Genomic DNA, 19647 nt, shown 5'->3' on the forward strand with positions numbered 1-19647 from the left:
CACCTGAACGGTGATACCTGTCACAGAGTGCCGCCCCTGACGATGATCGGTGTCACTGAGTGTCCGATCATGCGGTCTCCGGTATCGGGAGAGGTCGCTTTTCGATCGCTGCCGCCATGACCTCCGGGCTGCATCTTCCGGGGGACACCCCCCGGACCCCCGGCCGGTCCCGGGTCGCCCCAGGTCAGCCCGCCTCCGGTATCGGAAGTGGCCTCTTCTCGACGGCTGCGGCCATGACCTCCGGAAAGAGGTCCGGGGTGCAGGCGAAGGCGGGGGCGCCGAGGGCGGCCAGGGCGGCCGCGTGTTCGCGGTCGTAGGCGGGGGCTCCCTCGTCGGAGAGGGCCAGCAGGGTGACGAACTGCACGCCGGACGCCTTCATCGCGGCGACCCGCTTCAGCATCTCGTCGCGGATGCCTCCCTCGTACAGGTCGCTGATCAACACGACGACGGTGTCGGCGGGCCGGGTGATCTGCGACTGGCAGTAGGCGAGCGCCCGGTTGATGTCCGTACCGCCGCCGAGCTGGGTGCCGAAGAGGACGTCGACGGGGTCGTCGAGCTGGTCGGTGAGGTCCACGACCGCCGTGTCGAACACGACGAGCCGCGTCCGGATCGACCGCATCGAGGCGAGCACCGCCCCGAAGACCGACGCGTAGACGACGGACGCCGCCATCGACCCGGACTGGTCGATGCAGAGCACGACCTCCTTCTTGACGGACTGGGAGGCGCGTCCGTACCCGATGAGCCGTTCCGGAACGACCGTCCCGTGCTCGGGGAGGTAGTTCTTCAGGTTGGCGCGGATCGTGCGGTCCCAGTCGATGTCGCGGTGGCGGGGCCGGTGGATGCGGGCGCTGCGGTCGAGCGCGCCGGTGAGGGTGGCCCGGGTGCGGGTGGCGAGCCGCTTCTCCAGGTCCTCGACGACCTTGCGGACCACGGCGCGGGCGGTCTCCTTGGTCGTCTCCGGCATGGCCTTGTTGAGGGAGAGCAGGGTGCCGACGAGGTGCACGTCGGCCTCGACGGCCTCCAGCATCTCCGGCTCCAGGAGCAGCGCGGAAAGACCGAGCCGCTCGATGGCGTCGCGCTGCATGACCTGCACGACGGAGCTGGGGAAGTAGGTGCGGATGTCGCCGAGCCAGCGGGCGACGGAGGGCGCGGAGGCGCCGAGCCCGGCGGACCGGTCGCCGCCTCGGCCGTTCTGCCTGGTGGCGGAGTCCTTGCCGCCGTACAGGGCGGTGAGGGCGCCGTCCATGGCGGCGTCCTGGCCGGCGAGCATGCAGCCGGTGCCGTCGGCGGACTCGCCGCCGAGCACCATCCGCCACCGCCGCAACCGCTCGTCGGCCGCCGTGCGGGTCGGATCCGTGGTCATCGGGGGGTCACCTCCGTGGGGTCGTGGTGCTCGGGTGCGGGTGGTGTGCCCAGGAGCAGGTGCAGCAGCGGGAGTACGGCATCGGCGCGGGCCGGGTCGAGGGTGGGGCCGAAGCCGGGTGCGCCCGCTTCGGTGGCGGGTCCGCCGGGGGGTGTCGGGGTGCCGCCGGGTGGGGTCGGGCCGCGTCGGACCAGCTCGCCGAGGGTGCGGCGCACTCCTGGTTCGTACGCCGAGAACGTGCGCCGCAGCAGTGGCAGTACGTCGGTGAAGGCGTCCGGCGAGACACCGGTGAGCCAGGCGTCGACCAGGCCGAGGAGGCGCTCGTCGTGGACCAGGAGCATGCCCGAGCCGGACGCACCGCCCACGAAGCCCTCGATCCAGGCGGCGGCGTCGGCGGGCGGGGTGCCGGGCGAGAGGGCGAGGCCCATCAGGCGGGCCGTGTCGTCCTCGCCGAGGCGTCCGTCGTCCAGGAGGAGGCGGACTGCCCGGCCGCGGATGACGCCCGCGACGGTGTCCCGGTCGGCGAGGGTGCGCAGGACCCTGGCCCAGCGGGCGGTCAGGTCGTGCGGGTCGCGCGGTCCTTCACTGCCGGACGGCCGGGTGAGCAGGGCGACGGAGGCGTGCACGGCGTCGATGTGGCCGCGCATCTCGGCGGCGCCGTCGTCGTCCAGGCCGGTGCAGGCCGGGGGCAGTCCGACGCAGATCCGCATCGCGAGTCCGGCGGCGACCTCGGCGAGGGCGGCGGTGTCGGTGCCGCGCACGTCTCCGTAGCGCAGGGTGCGGGCGAGGGCGGGGAGGGCCTGGGCGAGGTGGCCGACGTCGCTGTCCAGGGCGGCGCGGTCGGCGAGGGCGCTCATCACCACCGGGAGGGCGTCGGGCAGTTCGGCCAGCAGGCACTGTTCGGCGAGCGCGGTGACGGCGGAGAGCGCGGTGGCGGACACGGCCTCGGATTCCGCTTTCGCGGTGGCGGCGGCCAGGACCGTGGTGCCCCAGATGCCGGCCTCGGCGACCTTCACCGACAGCTCGGGCTCCCAGCGCAGCCGCCAGCCCTCGCGGAAGGTGCCGGTGCTGCCCCGGAATGCGGCGGGTTCGCCCCAGTCGACGCGGAGCAGGCGCAGCCGGTGCAGGAGGCGGCTGCGGGCGGCGTCGTTGTCCTTGCGGAGGTCGAGCTCCAACTCCCGCTCCGCCGCTTCCGGTTTCATCCGCAGGGTGCGCTGCTGCCGGGTGAGGTCGCGTTGCAGCGGGACGACGGGGGCGCTGTCCGGGACCTCGCCGAGGACGTCGCCGACGATCAGCCTGTCCTGCACGAGCGAGAGCGGCACGTCGGAGCCGTCGCACATCACGGCCCGGATCGCGTCGGTCGTCTCGGTCAGTCCGGCCAGCGGGCGGCCGCGCATCACGGCGAGGGTCTCGGCGAGCCGGACGGCCTCGATGACGTGGGCGGAGGAGACGAGACGGTCCTCGTCCCGCAGCAGGCCCGCGACCTTGGTCATCCAGCGTGCGACGGGCCGGTCCCGCGCGCCGAACAGGTGCCCGTACCAGCCGGGTGAGTCGATGCCCGCTCCGTACCCGCTGTGCCGGGCGAGCCTGCGGTGCGTCCAGGGCACCCAGGTCAGCTCGGCCTTGACCTTGGGCAGGCCCTTGAGGAGGGCGCGGTCGGCGGTGAGCGTCGGGGGCTTCCCGGCGAGCGCGGGCACGTGCCAGGCGCCGCAGACGACGGCGATCTCGTCCCCGAACTCCTTCTTCGCGGTGCGCAGTTGGATGCGCATGTACGCCTCGCGCACCAGGTCGCGGGCGTGCCCGCCGTGTCCGTACTCCTCCCGGAGCGCGCCCATCGCCTCGGCGAGGGCCTCGAACGGGGCGAACGGGTCCAAGCGGCCGGTGCCCCGGGCGCCGCGGTGCTCGACGACGTCCTCCCACCAGCGCTCGGGGTCGTCGTACCCGGCGGCCTCGGCGAGCACGGCGAGCGGGTCGACGGCGAGGGCGTCGGCGTCTGCTGATGCGGGGGCGGGCCCCTCCCCCTCGGCGAGCGCCGTGCTCTGCTCCCGTACGGCCAGCGAGTGCGCGGCGGGGAGGTCGATGAAGCGGACCTGCGCGCCGTGCTCCAGCGCCCACCGGACGGCGACCCACTCCGGGGAGAACTCGGCGAACGGCCAGAACGAGGCCCGCCCGGGGTCGTCCGTGACGTGCGCGAGAAGGGCGACGGGCGGCCGCATCTGCGGATCGGCGGCGAGCGGCAGCAGGGCGTCGGCCTCCGGCGGCCCCTCGATCAGTACGGCCCGGGGCCGGGCGGCGTCGAGCGCGTCCCGCACCGCGCGGGCCGACCCGGGCCCGTGGTGCCGCACCCCGAGCAGCCAGGGGCCCTGCGGGACCTCGGTGTCGGCTGCCGCCGGGCCGGGTGCGGCCGGGGCGGGGGCCGGCGGGGACACGGTGATCGTCATGCGGTCACCTCGCGGCAGGCGCGGTAGAAGTCCTTCCAGCCGTCGCGCTCGCGGACGACCGTCTCCAGGTACTCCTGCCAGATGACCCGGTCGGCGGCCGGGTCGCGGACGACTGCGCCGAGGATGCCGGCGGCGACGTCGCCCGAGCGCAGCACGCCGTCGCCGAAGTGGGCGGCGAGGGCGAGGCCGCCGGTGACGACGGAGATCGCCTCGGCCGTGGAGAGCGTCCCGGAGGGCGACTTGAGCTTCGTACGACCGTCGGCGGTGACGCCGGAGCGCAGCTCGCGGAAGACGGTGACGACGCGGCGGATCTCGTCGATGGCGTCCGTGCCGGCGGGCAGGTCGAGGGAGCGGCCCAGTTGGTCGACGCGCCGGGAAACGATGTCGACCTCGTCCTCCGCGGTCGCGGGCAGCGGCAGCACGACCGTGTTGAACCGGCGGCGGAGCGCGCTGGAGAGGTCGTTGACGCCGCGGTCGCGGTCGTTGGCGGTGGCGATGAGGTTGAAGCCGGAGACGGCCTGGCACTCCTGGCCCAGCTCCGGTATCGGCAGGGTCTTCTCGGACAGGATCGTGATCAGGGTGTCCTGGACGTCCGCCGGGATGCGGGTCAGCTCCTCGACGCGGGCGGTCATGCCCTCGGACATGGCCCGCATGACGGGGCTGGGCACGAGGGCGTCACGGCTGGGGCCGTGGGCGAGGAGCTGCGCGTAGTTCCACCCGTACCGGATGGCTTCCTCGGGGGTGCCCGCCGTGCCCTGGACGAGCAGGGTGGAGTCGCCGCTGACGGCGGCGGCCAGGTGCTCGGAGACCCAGGTCTTGGCGGTGCCGGGAACGCCGAGGAGGAGCAGGGCGCGGTCGGTGGCGAGCGTGGTGACGGCGACCTCGACGATCCGGCGCGGGCCCACGTACTTCGGGGTGATCACCGTGCCGTCGGGCAGCGTGCCGCCGAGGAGATAGGTGGCGACGGCCCACGGCGAGAGCTTCCAGCGGGCGGGCCGCGGCCGGTCGTCGGCCGCGGCCAGCGCCTTGAGTTCGTGCGCGAACGCGTCCTCCGCGTGCGGCCGCAGGGCCGCCGCGAAGTCTGCGGGATCCGCCCCCGCGGCGGAATTCAGGTCGGTGGCAGGCGTGGTCATGGAATCCCCCTCCAGATTTCCCGGATGTGGTTCCCACGGTGCACCATGCCACTGACAATCAAGCGTCCGTGCAGGTCAGAGGCCCAACTGGCAGGCCCGGGGGGCTACTTGCCGACCGGTGCGGCAGCGATGCAGCCGCCGGTCAGGACCTTGTCGCCGGTGGCCTCGGCGAGGACCTTGCCCTTGTGCAGGACCTTGCACTTCAGGTCCGGGCTCGCGTTCAGTTCCATGGTCGTGGGCACGACGGCGGGCGGCATGATGCCCTTCAGCGTGACCGTCTTCGTCCACGGGAGCTTCGGCTTGGTGTCCTTGGTCAGCAGCGGCTCCAGGGCGGTGCCCTTGCCGGCGTGGTAGCCGATCTGGTTGATCCCGCTGCCGCTGACCTCGTACGTCACCTCATAGGTGTCCTTCACGGCCTTGTCGACCTGGTCGATGGCCTTGTCCGTGCCTTCGGACGCGACGGACTTCGCGGCATCCTTCGCCTCCTGGCAGGCCGTGAGGCCGAGGAAGAGTCCTGCGACGGCGGCGGCACAGAGGGCAGTGCGGGCGGTACGAGTGGTGCGGGTCATTGCGGGATCCCCCCGGATCGGTGATGTCGGAGCTCGCACAGAAGCGCAAAGAGATGGCAAAGTCAAACTGATCTTCAGCAGAATCGCAGGTCAGGGCGATTGTCAGTGGTGGCCTCTACCGTCGGAGACATGAATCAGCTGGGGGTGCGCTGGACGGCGGATCAGGTGCTGGCACTGGCTCCTGACGCCGCCTCACGCAAAGCGGGAAGCAGGCTCGGCTCGTCCGGGCCGTGGTCGGACGCGGGGTGCGACGACGCGGGTGCGCTGTGGGGACTGTGCAAGGGCAGCGGCAGCAGGCCGTACCGGACCGTCGTGGACCTGGCGGGCGCGGGCACGGCCTCCACGTGCAGTTGCCCGAGCAGGAAGTTCCCCTGCAAGCACGCGCTGGGGCTGCTGCTGCTCTGGGCTGCGGAGGATCCGGTCGTACGGGCGGGCACGGAGCCCGCCGAGTGGGCCGGGGAGTGGGTCCGGGGCCGCCGGGAGCGGGCGGAGGCCCAGAAGGAGGGGGCGACCGCCGAGCCGGGAGGGGCTCCGGCGGAGAAGACCGCCGGTCCCGAGGCGGCCCGACGGCGGGCCGAGCGCCGGGCTGCCCGGATCGAGGCGGGCGCCTCGGAGCTGGAGCAGCGCCTCACGGACCTGCTGCGCGGCGGCCTGGCCGCCGCGGAGCGCGAGGGGTACGGGTACTGGGAGGAGACGGCCGCCCGCATGGTGGACGCCCAGGCGCCCGGACTGGCCGCCCGGGTGCGGGAGTTGGGGTCGATACCGTCCTCCGGCCCCGGCTGGCCGGTGCGCCTGCTGGAGGAGTGCGCGCTGCTGCACCTGCTCGACGGGGCGTGGCTGGGCCGCGCCCGCCTCCCCGCCGACCTCGCCACGACGGTACGCACCCGGGTCGGCCTGCCGTCCGCGCCGGCCGGACCCGCGGTGCACGACAGCTGGCTGGTCCTCGCCCAGTACGACCAGTCCGACGGGAAGGTCACCACGCGCCGCATCTGGCTGTACGGACAGGGCACGGGCCGCACGGCGCTGGTGCTGTCCTTCGGGGCGGCGGGACGGGCACCCGAGATCTCCCTGCCCGTCGGGCTCGCCGTCGACGCGGAGGTGCTGCCGCACGGCGGTGCGGGCCAGTTGAGGGCCACGCTCGGGGAGCGCTTCGGGGCACCGCACGCGGGAGGCGCCCTGCCGCAGGGCGGCGGGGTGACACAGGCGCTGGAGGCGTACGGGCGGGCGCTGCGGGAGGATCCGTGGCTGGATTTCGTGCCGGTGACGTTGGGCGGAGTGGTGCCGGTGCGGGCTCCGGACGGGGAGGGGTGGCAACTGGTGGATGCGGACGGACGGTTGGCGCTTCCGGTGGCGTCGGCGGCGGTGGGCAGACCCGGGCTGTGGAAGCTGGCCGCGCTTTCCGGCGGGGGGCCGGTGGCCGTCTTCGGGGAGTGCGGGCACGGGGGCTTCCAGCCGTTGGCGGCGTGGGGGCCGGGGTCCGGCGAGCCGATAGCACTGGCGTGAGGGGGTGTCCCCCAGCCCCCCCTGCCCGCACCTCCCATTCCGGCCCGACCGGGCACCGTTCGAGAAGGGACACCGATGAGTACTGTCACTCCTCCTCCCGCCTGGGAAGAGCAGGTCACCACCGCCCTCCTGGGCACCGACCGCCGCCCCTTCCCCGCGCAGGAGCCCGCCCTCGCCCTGCTGGATGCCGCCGCCGTGCACACCGTGCGGCGGCGGGCCGGGCTCATGCCCGCTGTTGCGGGCGAGCTGCCCGAGCCCGCACCGGAGGACGGGCGGGGGCCGCTGCCGGAGCCTGCCCGGCGCAGGCTGGCCGTGTTGTTGGCCGATCGGGCGGCACCGGCCCAGTCCGGTGGGCGACGGGGCAGTGCACCCGATCTGACGGAGCTGTTGCCGCAGTGGCTGGCCACCGCCAACGCGCACCGGTACCGGGCTCCGGCGGACCTGCTGCCCGCACTCCTGGACGCCGCCCGGGCGCGTACCGATCTGCGGCCCCAGGCACTGGAGTTCGCCGGGGCACGCGGGCTCTGGCTGGCCCGGCTCAACCCGGAGTGGAAGTACGCGCTGCGCGGGACGTCGGGCGCGGCGGCGCTGCCCGACGTGCAGGACGCAAAGGCGGTGCGGGCCCTGTGGGAGGAGGGGCTGTTCGCCGAACGGGTGGGGCTGCTCGGCGCGGTGCGGGCCGCCGACCCGGCCGCCGCGCTCGCCCTGCTCTCCGGCACCTGGGCCACGGAGCGGGCCGAGGACCGGCTGATGTTCCTGGACTCCCTGCGGACCGGGCTGAGCGCCGCCGACGAGGAGTTCCTGGAGCAGGCGCTCGCCGACCGCAGCCGCAATGTCCGCGCGGTCGCGGCGGAGCTGCTCTCGGCGCTCCCGGCCTCGGCGTTCGCCGCGCGGATGGCGGCGCGGGCGACGTCCTGCGTGAGCCCGGACCGTACGGGCACGCTCGGCGGGATCGTGGTGGAGGCCCCGCACGAGTGCGACGCGGCGATGCAGCGGGACGGCGTGGTCGCCAAGCCCCCGGCGGGGCGGGGTGAACGGTCTTGGTGGCTCGGCCAGTTGGTGGAGTCGGCACCCCTGTCCGCCTGGTCGCCGCGGCTGAACGGCCGTACCCCGCAGGAGATCGCCGCGCTGCCGGTGGCGGACGGCTGGGGGGAGGAACTGCACGCGGCGTGGTGCCGGGCGGCGATACGGCAGGGGGACGCACCGTGGGCGCGGGCCCTGCTCGGCGCGCCGTCGGTGCCGCCGGAGGCGGGGACGGGCACGGCGTCGCTCGCCGAACGGGCGAAGCTGCTGGCGACGCTGCCGGACGGGGAACGGGCGGACTGGGTGGCCGATTTCGTGTCGGCGCACGGGCTGTCGGAGGCGTTCCAGCTGTTGGGGGTGTGCGTGGTGCCGTGGTCGCAGGCGCTGGGGCGGGCGGTCGTCGACGCGCTGGACATCGCGCGGGACGCGGGGAGTTATCCGTGGAGCTTCAGTGGGGTGATGGGGCTGGCGGAGAGGTGCCTCGATCCGGGCGAGGCGGACCGGCTGGAGATCCTGACGACGACTCCGGCGGAGGCGGAGGGGGCGTCGCCCGGTGCGGGGGGCTACTGGTCGGAGGCCTTCCAGCGGCTGGTCGGGACGTTGAGGCTGCGGGCGGCGATGGTGAGGGAGTTGGCGGGCGAGGCGTAGGCCCGGGGCACCGGTGCCGGGCGCGCCCGGTGTCGGGGGTGCGGGCAGGGGCCGGTGCCGGGGCGGGCCCGGATCGGGCGGGCCGCCCCCTTGCCCGCCCGTTCCGCCCCCGGGGGGCGGCCCCGCCGCCCAAGGGAGCTACGGAGAAGGGGAGGGGGCGACGCCCAAGGGGGCTACCGAACAAGCCCCCTACGCCCCCGCCGGCTGCCGCACGTTCGCCCGGACCCAGTCCACGATCGCCGTCGTCGTCGCGCCCGGGGTGAAGATCTCGGCGACGCCCTTCGCCTTCAGCGGCGCGATGTCCTCCTCCGGGATGATCCCCCCGCCGAACACCTTGATGTCCGCCGCGTCCCGCTCCTTCAACAGGTCGATGACCTTCACGAAGAGCGTGTTGTGCGCGCCCGACAGGATCGACATGCCGATCGCGTCCGCATCCTCCTGGATCGCGGTGTCGACGATCTGCTCCGGCGTCTGGTGCAGACCCGTGTAGATGACCTCCATGCCCGCGTCGCGCAGCGCCCGCGCGATGACCTTGGCACCCCGGTCGTGCCCGTCGAGCCCCGGCTTCGCCACCACCACACGGATCGGACCCGTAACACCCATCGCTGCTGCCTCCCAGTACGCACCGCGCCGCCGTTGGCGCAACGTCCCCGCCCCAGGAGGAGCAGGGAAGTGAACGAACGTTATCCACAGCATCCCGCACGCCGCCGTTTCGCGGTGGAGACAGAGGGGGAAATCACACGTTGGGAAAACGTTCGCTGTGCGTCGCACCCGCCTCAGCCAACGCCGCGCCCCGGGAGGTCAGGAACCCGGGAGCAGCAGCCACGACGGGACCGTCGCACGGGGAGCCGCAACGAGGTCGCCGCACCACCGCGCCGTCAGCCGCACGGCACGGTGGTGCGGCCCACTCTTTTTCTTCACCGGACCTCATCACGGCACCCCATGAGGGCACACGGGGGACAGGGCCGTCCCCCCGCGTGCCGTTCGGGAGGTCGGCCACCATGAGAATTCCGCCACTGCCCTTCGCTCCCCTCCTTCCCCTGCTGCGCGCCACCGTCCTGGAACTGGCGGTTCTTTTCGGGCATTTGATGCTCTATCCGGCCGGAATGCGCCCCGAGCAGCTCTCCCCCACCGGAGCAGCACACCCCGACCCCGACCTCGAAGAGCCGGCGCTCCTGGCCACCGCCCAGGACCGTCCGCCCGTCGTCCTGCTGCACGGCTTCGTCGACAACCGCTCCGTGTTCGTGCTGCTGCGCCGCTCGCTGGCCCGGCACGGCTGGCGCCATCTGACCTCGCTCAACTACTCCCCCCTGACCTGCGACCTGCGCACCGCCGCCGAACTCCTCGCCCGCCACATCGAGGACATCTGCGCGCGGACGGGACACACCCGGGTCGACGTGGTCGGGCACAGCCTGGGCGGTCTGATCGCGCGCTATTACACGCAGCGGCTCGGCGGCGACACGCGCGTGCGCACACTCGTCACTCTCGGAACTCCGCACGAAGGCACCCGCATCGCCCCGCCGATGAGCGCGCACCCCCTCGTGCGGCAGATGCGGCCGGGCTCTTCGGTGATCGCGGAACTCGCCCTTCCCGCCCCGGGTTGCCGGACTCGATTCGTGAGTTTCTGGAGCGACCTTGATCAGATAATGGTTCCGGTGGAAACGGCCCGCATCCACCATCCCGATCTCGTCTCGGAAAACGTGCAGGTCAGCGGCATCGGGCATCTCGCCCTGCCGGTGCATCCCGCAGTCGCCGCCAAGATCCGGCAGGTATTGCAGACCTCGGGCGCCGCCGACACGACCGCCGCCGGCGTCTCCGTGGCGTAACCCCCGGAGGTAAACACCCAGACGAGTGCGCAGAGTGTGAATGTGCCGTGATCAAGGCCTTGCATTCCTCGAACAATCGCCGAACGCAGCGCCAAACCCATGCCCGCCGTCCGCCAAAAGGCGGCTGAATGCCCGTTTCCTGATTGCTCAAAACCTGCCGGAGATTGTCGCCGCCGCATACCGCCGGGTACAGTCGCGCCACTGCTTTCACTCTGGGTGCTCATGGCACCCGGGAAACAGGTCCTGCTGCCGAGGCGAGAGAGACGTTGGTGAACGACCAGCAACCCCACGCCGGGTACGACACGTACCCCTCCGGCAGCTTCGGCACCGACCCGCTCCACGGCGGTCCGTCCGGCACTGCCGACCACAGCGGCCAGTACGACAGCACCCAGTGGGACACCGGCTCGCACCAGGACCTCACCGCCGGGTACGACGCGTACGGCGCACATACCCCGCAGCAGGGCTACGACACCACGGGTACGTGGACGAACCTGGCGGACATTCCGGCGCAGGGCGGCCCCGTCTCGTACGACACGCAGAGTTACCAGGCCGACGCCATGGCGACCGGCCAGTGGGACGCCACCGCGTGGAGCGAGGCGAACCAGGTGCACCAGGTCCACCAGGGCGCCTTCGAGACCGGCCAGTTCGACGCGACGCAGTTCCAGACCGGCCAGTTCGAGACGGGCCAGTTCGAGACGGGCCAGTTCGAGACGGGCCATTTCGAGACAGGTCATCTCAGCACGGAGCACCTCGACACCAGCCAGTCCCACCAGACCGGCCAGTTCGACACCGGTCACCCGGACGCCCCGCAGTTCGCCTACTCCGCCGATTCCTCCTCCGGGGACCAGTGGCAGCCGTACGATCCCAGCCCGGAGTCCGGCGCCTTCGACGCCACCGCCTGGAACACCGGCCACGACACCCACGAGGCCCACGACACCCCGGACTCCCCCCACACCCTCACCGGTGAAACGGACGTCCACACCACCGAGTTCCCGGTGATCAGCCCCCGCGCCCACGACGAGGCCGACGCCGGTCCGGGCCCCGAGCCGGAACCCGCGGCGGCCGGCCCCCGCGCCGCCCGCCGAGCCCCCGCGGACCGCGGCCGCCGCCGCACCCCCGCCAAGCGCTCCGCCCTCTTCACCGTCGCCGTGCCCTCCGCCTGTGTCATGGGCGTCGCAGGAATCGCCGCCGCCTCCGTCAGCGGGGTCGCGGGCGCCGACGAGTCGAAGAAGCCGACGGCCATGACGGTCGCCGACCCGTCGACGGTGAAGCCCGTCGCCGTCAACAACAAGCTCGACACCATGGCCGCCGGACTGAGCGCCGACGCCCGCGACTTCGGCGACCGCGCCAGCCGTACGCAGGAGCGCATCGACCTCAAGGAACGCCAGGACGCCGAGAAGAAGCGCAAGGCCGAGGAGGCCGCCCGCAAGGAGGCGGCCCGCCCGAAGTACGTCCTGCCGGTCAAGCAGCACGGACTCAGCGCGTACTACGGCCAGGCGGGCGTCAACTGGGCGGCCGTGCACACCGGCATCGACTTCCCCGTAGACCTCGGCACCCCGGTGATGGCGGCGACCGACGGCACGGTCAGCTACCAGTACAACAGCGCGTACGGAAACATGATGAAGGTCGTCTCGCCGAAGGGCGTGGAGACCTGGTACTGCCACCTCTCCCGTACCAAGATGCGCTCCGGCACGGTCAAGGCGGGCGACGTCATCGGCTACGCGGGCGACTCCGGCAACTCCACGGGTGCGCACCTGCACTTCGAGGTCCGCCCGGGCGGCGGCTCGGCCGTCGACCCGCTGGCCTGGCTCCGCAGCCACGGCCTGGACCCGACGTAAGGCACGCGCCTGTACGACGCGGGGGCCGCACCGGACGTCCGGTGCGGCCCCCGCGTCGTACAGGCGGAACGAACTACAGCTTCTCGACCGGCGCGTACCTCAGCAGCAGCTTCTTCGGGCGCTCGTCGCCGAAGTCGATGGTGGCCTGCGCGTCCGAGCCGGAGCCGGTAACCGTCATCACCGTGCCGAGGCCGAACTGGTCGTGCGTGACCCGGTCGCCGACGGCGAGCGTGATCACCGGCTTGTCCGAGGCCCGCCCGGTGGCGAAGCCCGAAGGTCCGCGCCGGTTGCGGGAGTTGGCGAGCGACGACGACAGCGAGGCCGCCACCGAGCCCACGCCGCCCTTCGAGCCCGAGACCGGGCCGGCCGGGATCTGCGCGCCGGTGCGCTTCCACTCCAGGTGGGTGTCCGGGATCTCCTCCAGGAAGCGGGAGGCCGGGTTGTACGAGGGCTGGCCCCAGGCGCTGCGCAGGGTGGAGCGGGTGAGGTAGAGCCGCTCGCGGGCGCGGGTGATGCCGACGTACGCGAGGCGGCGCTCCTCCTCCAGCTCCTTGGTGTTGCCGAGCGAGCGCATGTGCGGGAAGACGCCGTCCTCCATGCCGGTGAGGAAGACGACCGGGAATTCGAGGCCCTTGGCCGTGTGCAGGGTCATCAGGGTGATGACGCCGGAGCCGTCCTCGTCCTCGTCGGGGATCTGGTCGGAGTCGGCGACCAGTGCGACCTTCTCCAGGAAGTCCGAGAGGGTCCCCGGGTTGTCCTCGTCGCCGTTCTCCTGCTCGAACTCCAGGGCGACGGCGGCGAGTTCCTGGAGGTTCTCGATGCGGGTCTCGTCCTGGGGGTCGGTGGAGGCCTGGAGCTCGGCGAGATAGCCCGTGCGCTCCATGACCGCTTCGAGGACGGTGGCCGGTCCGGCTCCCGATTCGACGATCGTACGGAGCTCCTCCATCAGCGTGTTGAACCGCTTGACGGCGTTGGACGAGCGGGCGGCCATGCCGTACGCCTCGTCGACCCGGCGCAGGGCCTGCGGGAAGCTGATCCGCTCGCGCAGGGAGAGCGCGTCGATCATGGCCTCGGCGCGCTCGCCGATACCGCGCTTGGGCACGTTGAGGATGCGGCGCAGCGGGACCGTGTCCTCGGGGTTCGACAGGACGCGCAGGTAGGCCAGGATGTCCCGGACCTCCTTGCGCTCGTAGAAGCGGACGCCGCCGACGACCTTGTAGGGCAGGCCGACCCGGATGAAGATCTCTTCGAAGACGCGGGACTGGGCGTTGGTGCGGTAGAAGACGGCGACGTCGCCGGCCTTGGCGTCGCCCGCGTCGGTGAGGCGGTCGATCTCCTCGGCGATGAACTGGGCCTCGTCGTGCTCGGTGTCCGCGACGTACCCGGTGATCAGGGAGCCCGCGCCCGCGTCGGTCCAGAGGTTCTTCGCGCGGCGGTTCTCGTTGCGCTCGATGACGGCGTTGGCGGCGGTGAGGATCGTCTGGGTGGAGCGGTAGTTCTGCTCCAGCAGGATCGTCGTCGCGTCCGGGTAGTCCTCCTCGAACTGGAGGATGTTGCGGATCGTCGCACCGCGGAAGGCGTAGATCGACTGGTCGGCGTCACCGACGACGCACAGCTCGCCGGGCGCGAGGCCGGGGCCCGAAGGGCCGACCAGCTCGCGGACCAGGGTGTACTGGGCGTGGTTGGTGTCCTGGTACTCGTCGACCATGACGTGCCGGAAGCGCATGCGGTAGTGCTCGGCGACGTCGGGGAACGCCTGGAGCAGGTGCACCGTGGTCATGATGATGTCGTCGAAGTCCAGCGCGTTCGCCTCGCGGAGGCGGGACTGGTACATCGCGTACGCCTGGGCGAGGGTCTTCTCGAAGCCGTCGGCGGCCTGGCCGGCGAAGGTCTCCTCGTCTATCAGCTCGTTCTTGAGGTTGGAGACCTTGGCGCTGAAGGACTTCGGCGGGAACTTCTTGGGGTCGAGGTCCAGGTCGCGGCAGACCAGCGCCATCAGGCGCTTGGAGTCGGCGGCGTCGTAGATCGAGAACGACGACGTGAAGCCGAGCTTCTTGGACTCGCGGCGCAGGATGCGCACGCAGGCGCTGTGGAAGGTGGACACCCACATCGCGCCCGCGCGGGGGCCGACCAGGGCCTCGACGCGCTCCTTCATCTCGGCGGCGGCCTTGTTGGTGAAGGTGATCGCGAGGATCTGGCCGGGGTGCACACCGCGCGCGGAGAGCAGGTGCGCGATGCGGTGGGTGAGCACACGGGTCTTGCCGGAACCGGCTCCGGCCACGATGAGCAGCGGCGAGCCCGCGTGCACGACGGCGGCGCGCTGGTTGTCGTTCAGCCCGTCCAGCAGGGCCGCCGGGTCGAGGACCGGGCGGGGGGCGCCGTCCCGGTAGTAGGCGTCCCGGGGCGGCGGCGGGCCGTCGAACTTCCCCTCGAAGAGGTCGTGCGGAACCTCCTCCGGAGGGGCACCTTCTTCGGTGTCCTCCGGGGGCGGCGGGGCCGAGTCGTCCTTGTTCTGGAGGTCGGCCAGGAAGCTGTCGTCAAAGAGGCTGCTCATCGCCTACCGAGTCTAGGCGGCCCCACTGACAGCCCGGCCCGGATTCCGCCAGAACCGGCCCCGGGCACCTTCTGTGACCCTGTGCTCACGCTCGTGCCGGCCCCGGATCAAGGTCACGCAAACGTATCGGGCATATCGAACATCAGGCTTCCCACCCGTCACACCCATTCGTTACGGTGCTGCGCGAGCGGCCCGTACCCCCCTCGGCGAACCGCGCCGGAACGGTCGTCGCACGCCGAATTCGCGCCGCCCGCACGGCGGTTCGGAACCGGGGACCCACACGCACCACCGGGGTGAATCGGCCCGTACCCCCACACCCAGGGCCGTAGGGCACGCCTTCCATGAGCCCGCACCTCTTATTTGGCAAAAGCTCGGCGCCAGCTAACCCGGTAGGCGGTCCACGGAAGGAATTGCCTCCTTTGGCATCCCATCGCAAGCCACGCACGAGTACCGCCGCTCTCCTGCGTTCCTCGGCCCCCGGCGTCGGCGTCACCACCGCCGCCCTGGTGACCGTCGGCATCGTCGCCCAGTCCGCGCAGGCCTCCCCCGCCGCGCCGAAGCCCTCCGTCGAGGAGGTGCAGCAGAAGGTGGACGCCCTGTACCGGCAGGCCGGGGCGGCGACCCAGGAGTACAACGCGGCCAAGGAGGCCACCCGCAAGCAGAAGCAGCGGGTCGACGGGCTGCTCGACGACGTCGCCCGGCGCACCGACAGGCTGAACCAGGCCCGGCGCACGCTCGGCTCCCTCGCGGCCTCCCAGTACCGCAGCGGGTCGGTGGGCTCCGCCTCCGCGCTGTTCCTCGCGGACGACCCGACGTCGTACTTCCAGTCGCGGCGGGTGATGGCCCGGGCCACCGAGCGGCAGAAGAAGCTGATCGACACCTACAGCACCCAGCAGGAGGCCGCCGCGAAGAAGCGCGGCGAGGCCACCCGCGGGCTGGAGCGGCTGACCACGGCGCAGGCGGCGCTGCGGGAGTCCAAGGAGAGCGTGCAGGACAAGCTGGGGCAGGCCCGCGGGCTGCTGTCGAAGCTGAGCGCGCAGGAGAAGGCACGGCTCGCGCAGTTGGAGCGCGAACGGAAGGCGGAGGCCCAGCGCAAGGCGGACGAGCTGGCGCGGCGGCAGGCGGCGGAGGCCCGGGAGAGGGAGAAGGAGAAGGGCGAGCAGAAGCCCGGCACCGGATCCGGCACCGGGCGCGGATCAGGCTCTGGAAGCTCGTACTCCACCAAGGCCGAGAAGGTGCTGGCCTTCGCCCGCGCCCAGATCGGCAAGCCGTACGTCTGGGGCGCGACCGGCCCCTCCTCGTACGACTGCTCGGGCCTCACCCAGGCCGCCTGGAAGGCCGCCGGGGTGGACCTGCCGCGCACCACCTGGGACCAGGTGAAGGTCGGCAAGCGGGTCGCGACGAAGGACCTCCAGCCCGGTGACCTGGTGTTCTTCTACGACGACATCAGCCACGTCGGCATCTACAAGGGCGACGGGATGATGGTCCACGCGCCGAAGCCGAACGCGAAGGTGCGCGAGGAGTCGATCTACTACATGCCGATCTACGGGAGCGTGCGGCCCGTCTGAATACCTGCGGGCGTCAGTTCCACAGGACGGCGATGAAGATGTTGACGACTGTCAGCCCGCCGACCGCGCCGAACAGTGCCTTCTCCACCTTCTCCTCGTCCCGCTTGACGTAGACGAGGCCCAGGATCACCACCAGGATCGCCAGCTTGATGCCGATCTTGAGGTTGTTGACGCTGTGGTCCTGGGCCTGGTGGATGCCGACCAGCGCGACGCCGGTGATCAGCATGGTCAGCGCGCCGTGCAGCATCGCGGGGGTGAAGCGTGCGGTGCCCGCGCCCATCGCCTTCGTCTGGGTCAGGAACCCGCCGAGGAGGGAGGCGATGCCGATGATGTGCAGGCCGACGAAGACATTGAGGAGTACGTCCATGGGGCGGAGCCTAGCCAGGCGTTAGCACGCGTCCGACGGCAGGGCGGGCCATTCCGCCCCATCGGTCACAGAGGGAACGGAAGAAGTGGTTCCGTCCCGCTTGTCGCGATCATGAGCGACCAATCCGCGACCACTTACGGGCATTAGCGGTCGTTCGAAGGCTGCCCCGTGACGGCCAGGTTTAGCGTCCCTCCCCAGATGGCCGACCCCCCAACCCCCACCGGCCGTACCCGTGGAAGGACGTGAACGCCCTCGTGGCAGCGCACCGGAAGCCCAAGCAGCGCTCACTCGGCGGCAGTACCGCCCGCACCACCGCGGTCACCCTCGCACTGGCGGGAGCCGCGGGCACCACCGCCCTGGAGGGCACCGCGCAGGCGGAGCCGCAGCTCACGCCGGCCCAGATCAAGGCGAAGGTCGACAAGCTCTACCACGACGCCGAGACCGCCACCGAGACGTACAACGGCGTGAAGGAGAAGTCCGCGGGGACCAAGAGGTCGCTGGACCAGCTCCGCGACGAGGCGGCCCGCCGCACCGAGCAGCTCAACGTCGAACGCAGGTCGCTCGGCTCGATGGCCGCCGCGCAGTACCGCTCCGGCGGGATCGAGCCCGCCGTGCAGGTCGCACTCACCTCGGACCCCGACCAGTACCTGGAGCGGGCCGCCGTCGCCGGGCGGGCCGGGGAGCTCCAGGCCGTCAAGGTCCAGGGAGCGCAGCGGCAGATCGCGCAGATCGCCCGGCTGCGGGGCGCCGCCGACCAGCGCTTCGGCCAGCTCGCCCAGGAGGAGGCCGAGCTGAAGAAGCAGAAGGAGAAGATCCAGGGGAACATCTCCGAGGCCGAGGAACTGCTCTCCCGGCTGACCGGCGACGACCGGGCCCGCTACGCCGCCCAGGACGGGCACGGCGGCGGCTCGGACCGCGCCGACCGGTCCTCGGCGGACCGGGACATGCCGCGCGGGTCGGTCCGCGCGCCCAACGCCCGGGCCTCGCAGGCCGTGTCCTTCGCCTACTCGGCGCTCGGCAAGCCCTACGTCTGGGGTGCCACGGGCCCCTCCTCCTTCGACTGCTCGGGCCTGACCCAGGCGGCCTGGCGCTCGGCCGGGGTGTCGCTGCCCCGGACCACGTACACCCAGATCAACGCGGGAGAGCGGGTCTCGCGTTCCCAACTCGCGCCGGGAGACCTGCTGTTCTTCTACTCCGGGATCACACACGTCGGGCTGTACATCGGCGACGGCAAGATGATCCACGCCCCGCGCCCGGGCGCGCCGGTGCGGATCGCGCCGATCGACCAGATGCCGATGGTGGGGGCGACGCGGCCGGCGTGATCCACAGGGTCGGGCCGCGATGTCGGGGTAGCCGCCTCACAGGGAGGCGCATCCGATGCGCCCCAGAGGGAGGACTCTCATGCCCGGCATCATCAGCAAGCTCAAGAGTTACGCCCGCAGCCCGCAGGGCCGTCGCACCATCGCCCGAGGCCGCCAGCAGGCCGCCAATCCGCGCAGGCGCTCGCAGGCCAGGTCGCTGCTGGGCCGGCTGCGCGGCGGCGGCCGGGGCCACGGCGGCGCGCGCCGCTACTGAGCCCCGGGAATGCCCGCCCCCGAGACCCCGGGGCCACTACTTGCCCACCTGCTCCGACAGCCACCGGAAGACCTCCGGCACCTGCTGCTTCCACACGCTGGTGCCGTGCGGTCCGACGGTCTTCACCACCCGTACCGTCGTCGGCTTCTTCGCCTCGCCCTTGAGCGCGTTCGCCGCCTCGAAGCCGTCGCCCGCCGCGCCCGACAGGAACAGCGCGGTGTGCGGCGGCTTCCCGGCCTTGTTGGCCTTCTTCAGCATGTAGTACGGGTTGTTGGCGCGCCGGAGTTCGGGGGTGGCGGCGGTGAGGGCGGCCGGTTCGCCGTTCGGGTCGTTGAAGCCGGAGAGGCTGACGCCCGCGCGGTAGCGGTCGGGGTGGGCGACGGCCAGCCTGGTGGCGCAGTGCGCGCCCGCCGAGTACCCGCCGACCGCCCAGTCGGCGGCCTTCGGCGAGGCCCGGAAGGTGTCGGTGACCATCTTGCGCACGTCGACGCTCAGCCAGGTGTCCGCGTTGACCTTGCCGGGGGTGTTCGCGCAGCCGGTGTCGGTCTGGTCGCCCAGCAGGGTGGTTCGCGGCGAGACCAGGATGAAGGGCTTCACCTTGCCCTGCTGCATCAGGGGCTTCAGCTGCTTGTTCACCTGCAGCGCGCCGAACCAGGCCTTCGCCGAGCCCGGGTAGCCCGGCAGCAGTTGCACCACCGGGAACTTCTTGTCCTTGTACGCCGGGTCGTCGTACTGCGGCGGCAGCCACACGTACACCTCGCCCTCGACGCCCGAGATGCGTCCCTTGAGGTCGGTGACCTTGACGCCCTCGCCCATCCTGGCGTCGTCCACGGGGCGGAAGACCGCGGCCTGTTTGGGCTGCTCGGAGATCTTCTGCCCGCCCGTGCCGTCGGGGCCGAGGTCGGCGGCGACGCCCGAGTGGTCGGAGTTGCCCAGGAGGTCGTCCCAGGTGTCGTACAGACCGTTGGCGTTGTTGACCGCGACGAACACCACCGTGATGGCGGTGACCTGCGCGAAAACGAGCATCAGCAGCCGTACGAAACCGCGCACTGCGGCAGGTCCCCGCAGCCGGCTCCACAGTGCCAGCGGCAGGACGAAGGCGACCACGAGCAGGCATATCGCGGTCACGAAGAAGGGGGTCCCGGTCAGACTCATCACATGGTGAGAAGAGGGGCCTTTCCGGGCAGAGGTTCCCCGACCTCAACCCCCTGTCGCACGCCTCACACCAGCACCGGTGAC

General features: G+C 72.0%; 15 protein-coding genes. 7 read left to right on the forward strand and 8 right to left on the reverse strand.

Annotated features, from left to right (window positions below):
* Positions 1 to 184: 184 nt before the first annotated feature.
* From IE269_RS02640 to IE269_RS02655, 4 genes are all read right to left on the reverse strand, one after another.
* A complete protein-coding gene (locus IE269_RS02640) occupies positions 185 to 1363 on the reverse strand; it encodes a VWA domain-containing protein (protein WP_189821017.1) in 1179 nt (392 codons plus the stop codon).
* Positions 1360 to 3804 carry a DUF5682 family protein gene (locus IE269_RS02645; RefSeq protein ID WP_189821018.1) on the reverse strand — a complete coding sequence of 815 codons (2445 nt, stop codon included), beginning with the start codon at positions 3802 to 3804 and terminating at the stop codon, positions 1360 to 1362. Before IE269_RS02645 ends, IE269_RS02640 begins: the two co-directional genes overlap by 4 nt.
* A complete protein-coding gene (locus IE269_RS02650; RefSeq protein WP_189821019.1) occupies positions 3801 to 4937 on the reverse strand; it encodes an ATP-binding protein in 1137 nt (378 codons plus the stop codon). Before IE269_RS02650 ends, IE269_RS02645 begins: the two co-directional genes overlap by 4 nt.
* A gap of 104 nt (positions 4938 to 5041) precedes the next feature.
* Positions 5042 to 5506 (reverse strand): hypothetical protein, encoded by a 465-nt coding sequence (locus IE269_RS02655; RefSeq protein WP_189821020.1) that lies wholly within the window; start codon positions 5504 to 5506, stop codon positions 5042 to 5044.
* Between the two features lie 129 nt (positions 5507 to 5635).
* Here IE269_RS02655 and IE269_RS02660 point away from each other — a divergent pair, with 129 nt between their 5' ends.
* Both IE269_RS02660 and IE269_RS02665 read left to right on the forward strand, forming a co-directional pair.
* On the forward strand, positions 5636 to 7009 hold the full coding sequence (locus tag IE269_RS02660; RefSeq protein ID WP_189821021.1) for an SWIM zinc finger family protein: 1374 nt from the start codon (positions 5636 to 5638) through the stop codon (positions 7007 to 7009).
* Positions 7010 to 7084: 75 nt separating this feature from the next.
* Complete coding sequence (locus tag IE269_RS02665) at positions 7085 to 8680, forward strand: DUF5691 domain-containing protein (RefSeq protein ID WP_189821022.1); 1596 nt, start codon at positions 7085 to 7087, stop codon at positions 8678 to 8680.
* Positions 8681 to 8869: 189 nt separating this feature from the next.
* On the opposite strand, the gene IE269_RS02670 is transcribed toward IE269_RS02665, so the two are convergent.
* Positions 8870 to 9283: a coenzyme B12-dependent isobutyryl CoA mutase small subunit gene (locus IE269_RS02670; protein ID WP_189821023.1), complete on the reverse strand. Its 414-nt coding sequence runs from the start codon at positions 9281 to 9283 to the stop codon at positions 8870 to 8872.
* A 398-nt stretch (positions 9284 to 9681) separates the two neighbouring features.
* Here IE269_RS02670 and IE269_RS02675 point away from each other — a divergent pair, with 398 nt between their 5' ends.
* Both IE269_RS02675 and IE269_RS02680 read left to right on the forward strand, forming a co-directional pair.
* Complete coding sequence (locus IE269_RS02675) at positions 9682 to 10506, forward strand: esterase/lipase family protein (protein WP_189821024.1); 825 nt, start codon at positions 9682 to 9684, stop codon at positions 10504 to 10506.
* Between the two features lie 269 nt (positions 10507 to 10775).
* Positions 10776 to 12344: a M23 family metallopeptidase gene (locus tag IE269_RS02680; RefSeq protein ID WP_189821025.1), complete on the forward strand. Its 1569-nt coding sequence runs from the start codon at positions 10776 to 10778 to the stop codon at positions 12342 to 12344.
* Between the two features lie 73 nt (positions 12345 to 12417).
* Here IE269_RS02680 and pcrA read toward each other — a convergent pair whose 3' ends face one another.
* Complete coding sequence (gene pcrA / locus IE269_RS02685; protein WP_189821026.1) at positions 12418 to 14898, reverse strand: DNA helicase PcrA; 2481 nt, start codon at positions 14896 to 14898, stop codon at positions 12418 to 12420.
* Positions 14899 to 15317: 419 nt separating this feature from the next.
* Between pcrA and IE269_RS02690 the strand changes: the two genes are divergently transcribed.
* Complete coding sequence (locus IE269_RS02690) at positions 15318 to 16466, forward strand: C40 family peptidase (RefSeq protein ID WP_189821027.1); 1149 nt, start codon at positions 15318 to 15320, stop codon at positions 16464 to 16466.
* Between the two features lie 13 nt (positions 16467 to 16479).
* Here IE269_RS02690 and IE269_RS02695 read toward each other — a convergent pair whose 3' ends face one another.
* Positions 16480 to 16833 carry a hypothetical protein gene (locus IE269_RS02695; protein WP_189821028.1) on the reverse strand — a complete coding sequence of 118 codons (354 nt, stop codon included), beginning with the start codon at positions 16831 to 16833 and terminating at the stop codon, positions 16480 to 16482.
* A 254-nt stretch (positions 16834 to 17087) separates the two neighbouring features.
* On the opposite strand from IE269_RS02695, the gene IE269_RS02700 reads away from it, so the two are divergent.
* Together IE269_RS02700 and IE269_RS02705 are read left to right on the forward strand one after the other, a co-directional pair.
* Positions 17088 to 18155, forward strand: a complete 1068-nt coding sequence (locus tag IE269_RS02700) for a C40 family peptidase (protein ID WP_189821029.1) — start codon at positions 17088 to 17090, stop codon at positions 18153 to 18155.
* Between the two features lie 79 nt (positions 18156 to 18234).
* Positions 18235 to 18408, forward strand: coding sequence for a hypothetical protein (locus tag IE269_RS02705; protein ID WP_189821030.1), 174 nt, complete (start codon positions 18235 to 18237; stop codon positions 18406 to 18408).
* Between the two features lie 36 nt (positions 18409 to 18444).
* Here the strand turns inward: IE269_RS02705 and IE269_RS02710 are convergent, their stop codons facing one another.
* Positions 18445 to 19563, reverse strand: a complete 1119-nt coding sequence (locus IE269_RS02710) for an alpha/beta hydrolase (protein WP_189821031.1) — start codon at positions 19561 to 19563, stop codon at positions 18445 to 18447.
* Positions 19564 to 19647: the final 84 nt, after the last annotated feature.

The organism is Streptomyces spiroverticillatus (assembly GCA_014650415.1).
Taxonomy (GTDB): Bacteria; Actinomycetota; Actinomycetes; order Streptomycetales; family Streptomycetaceae; genus Streptomyces; species Streptomyces spiroverticillatus.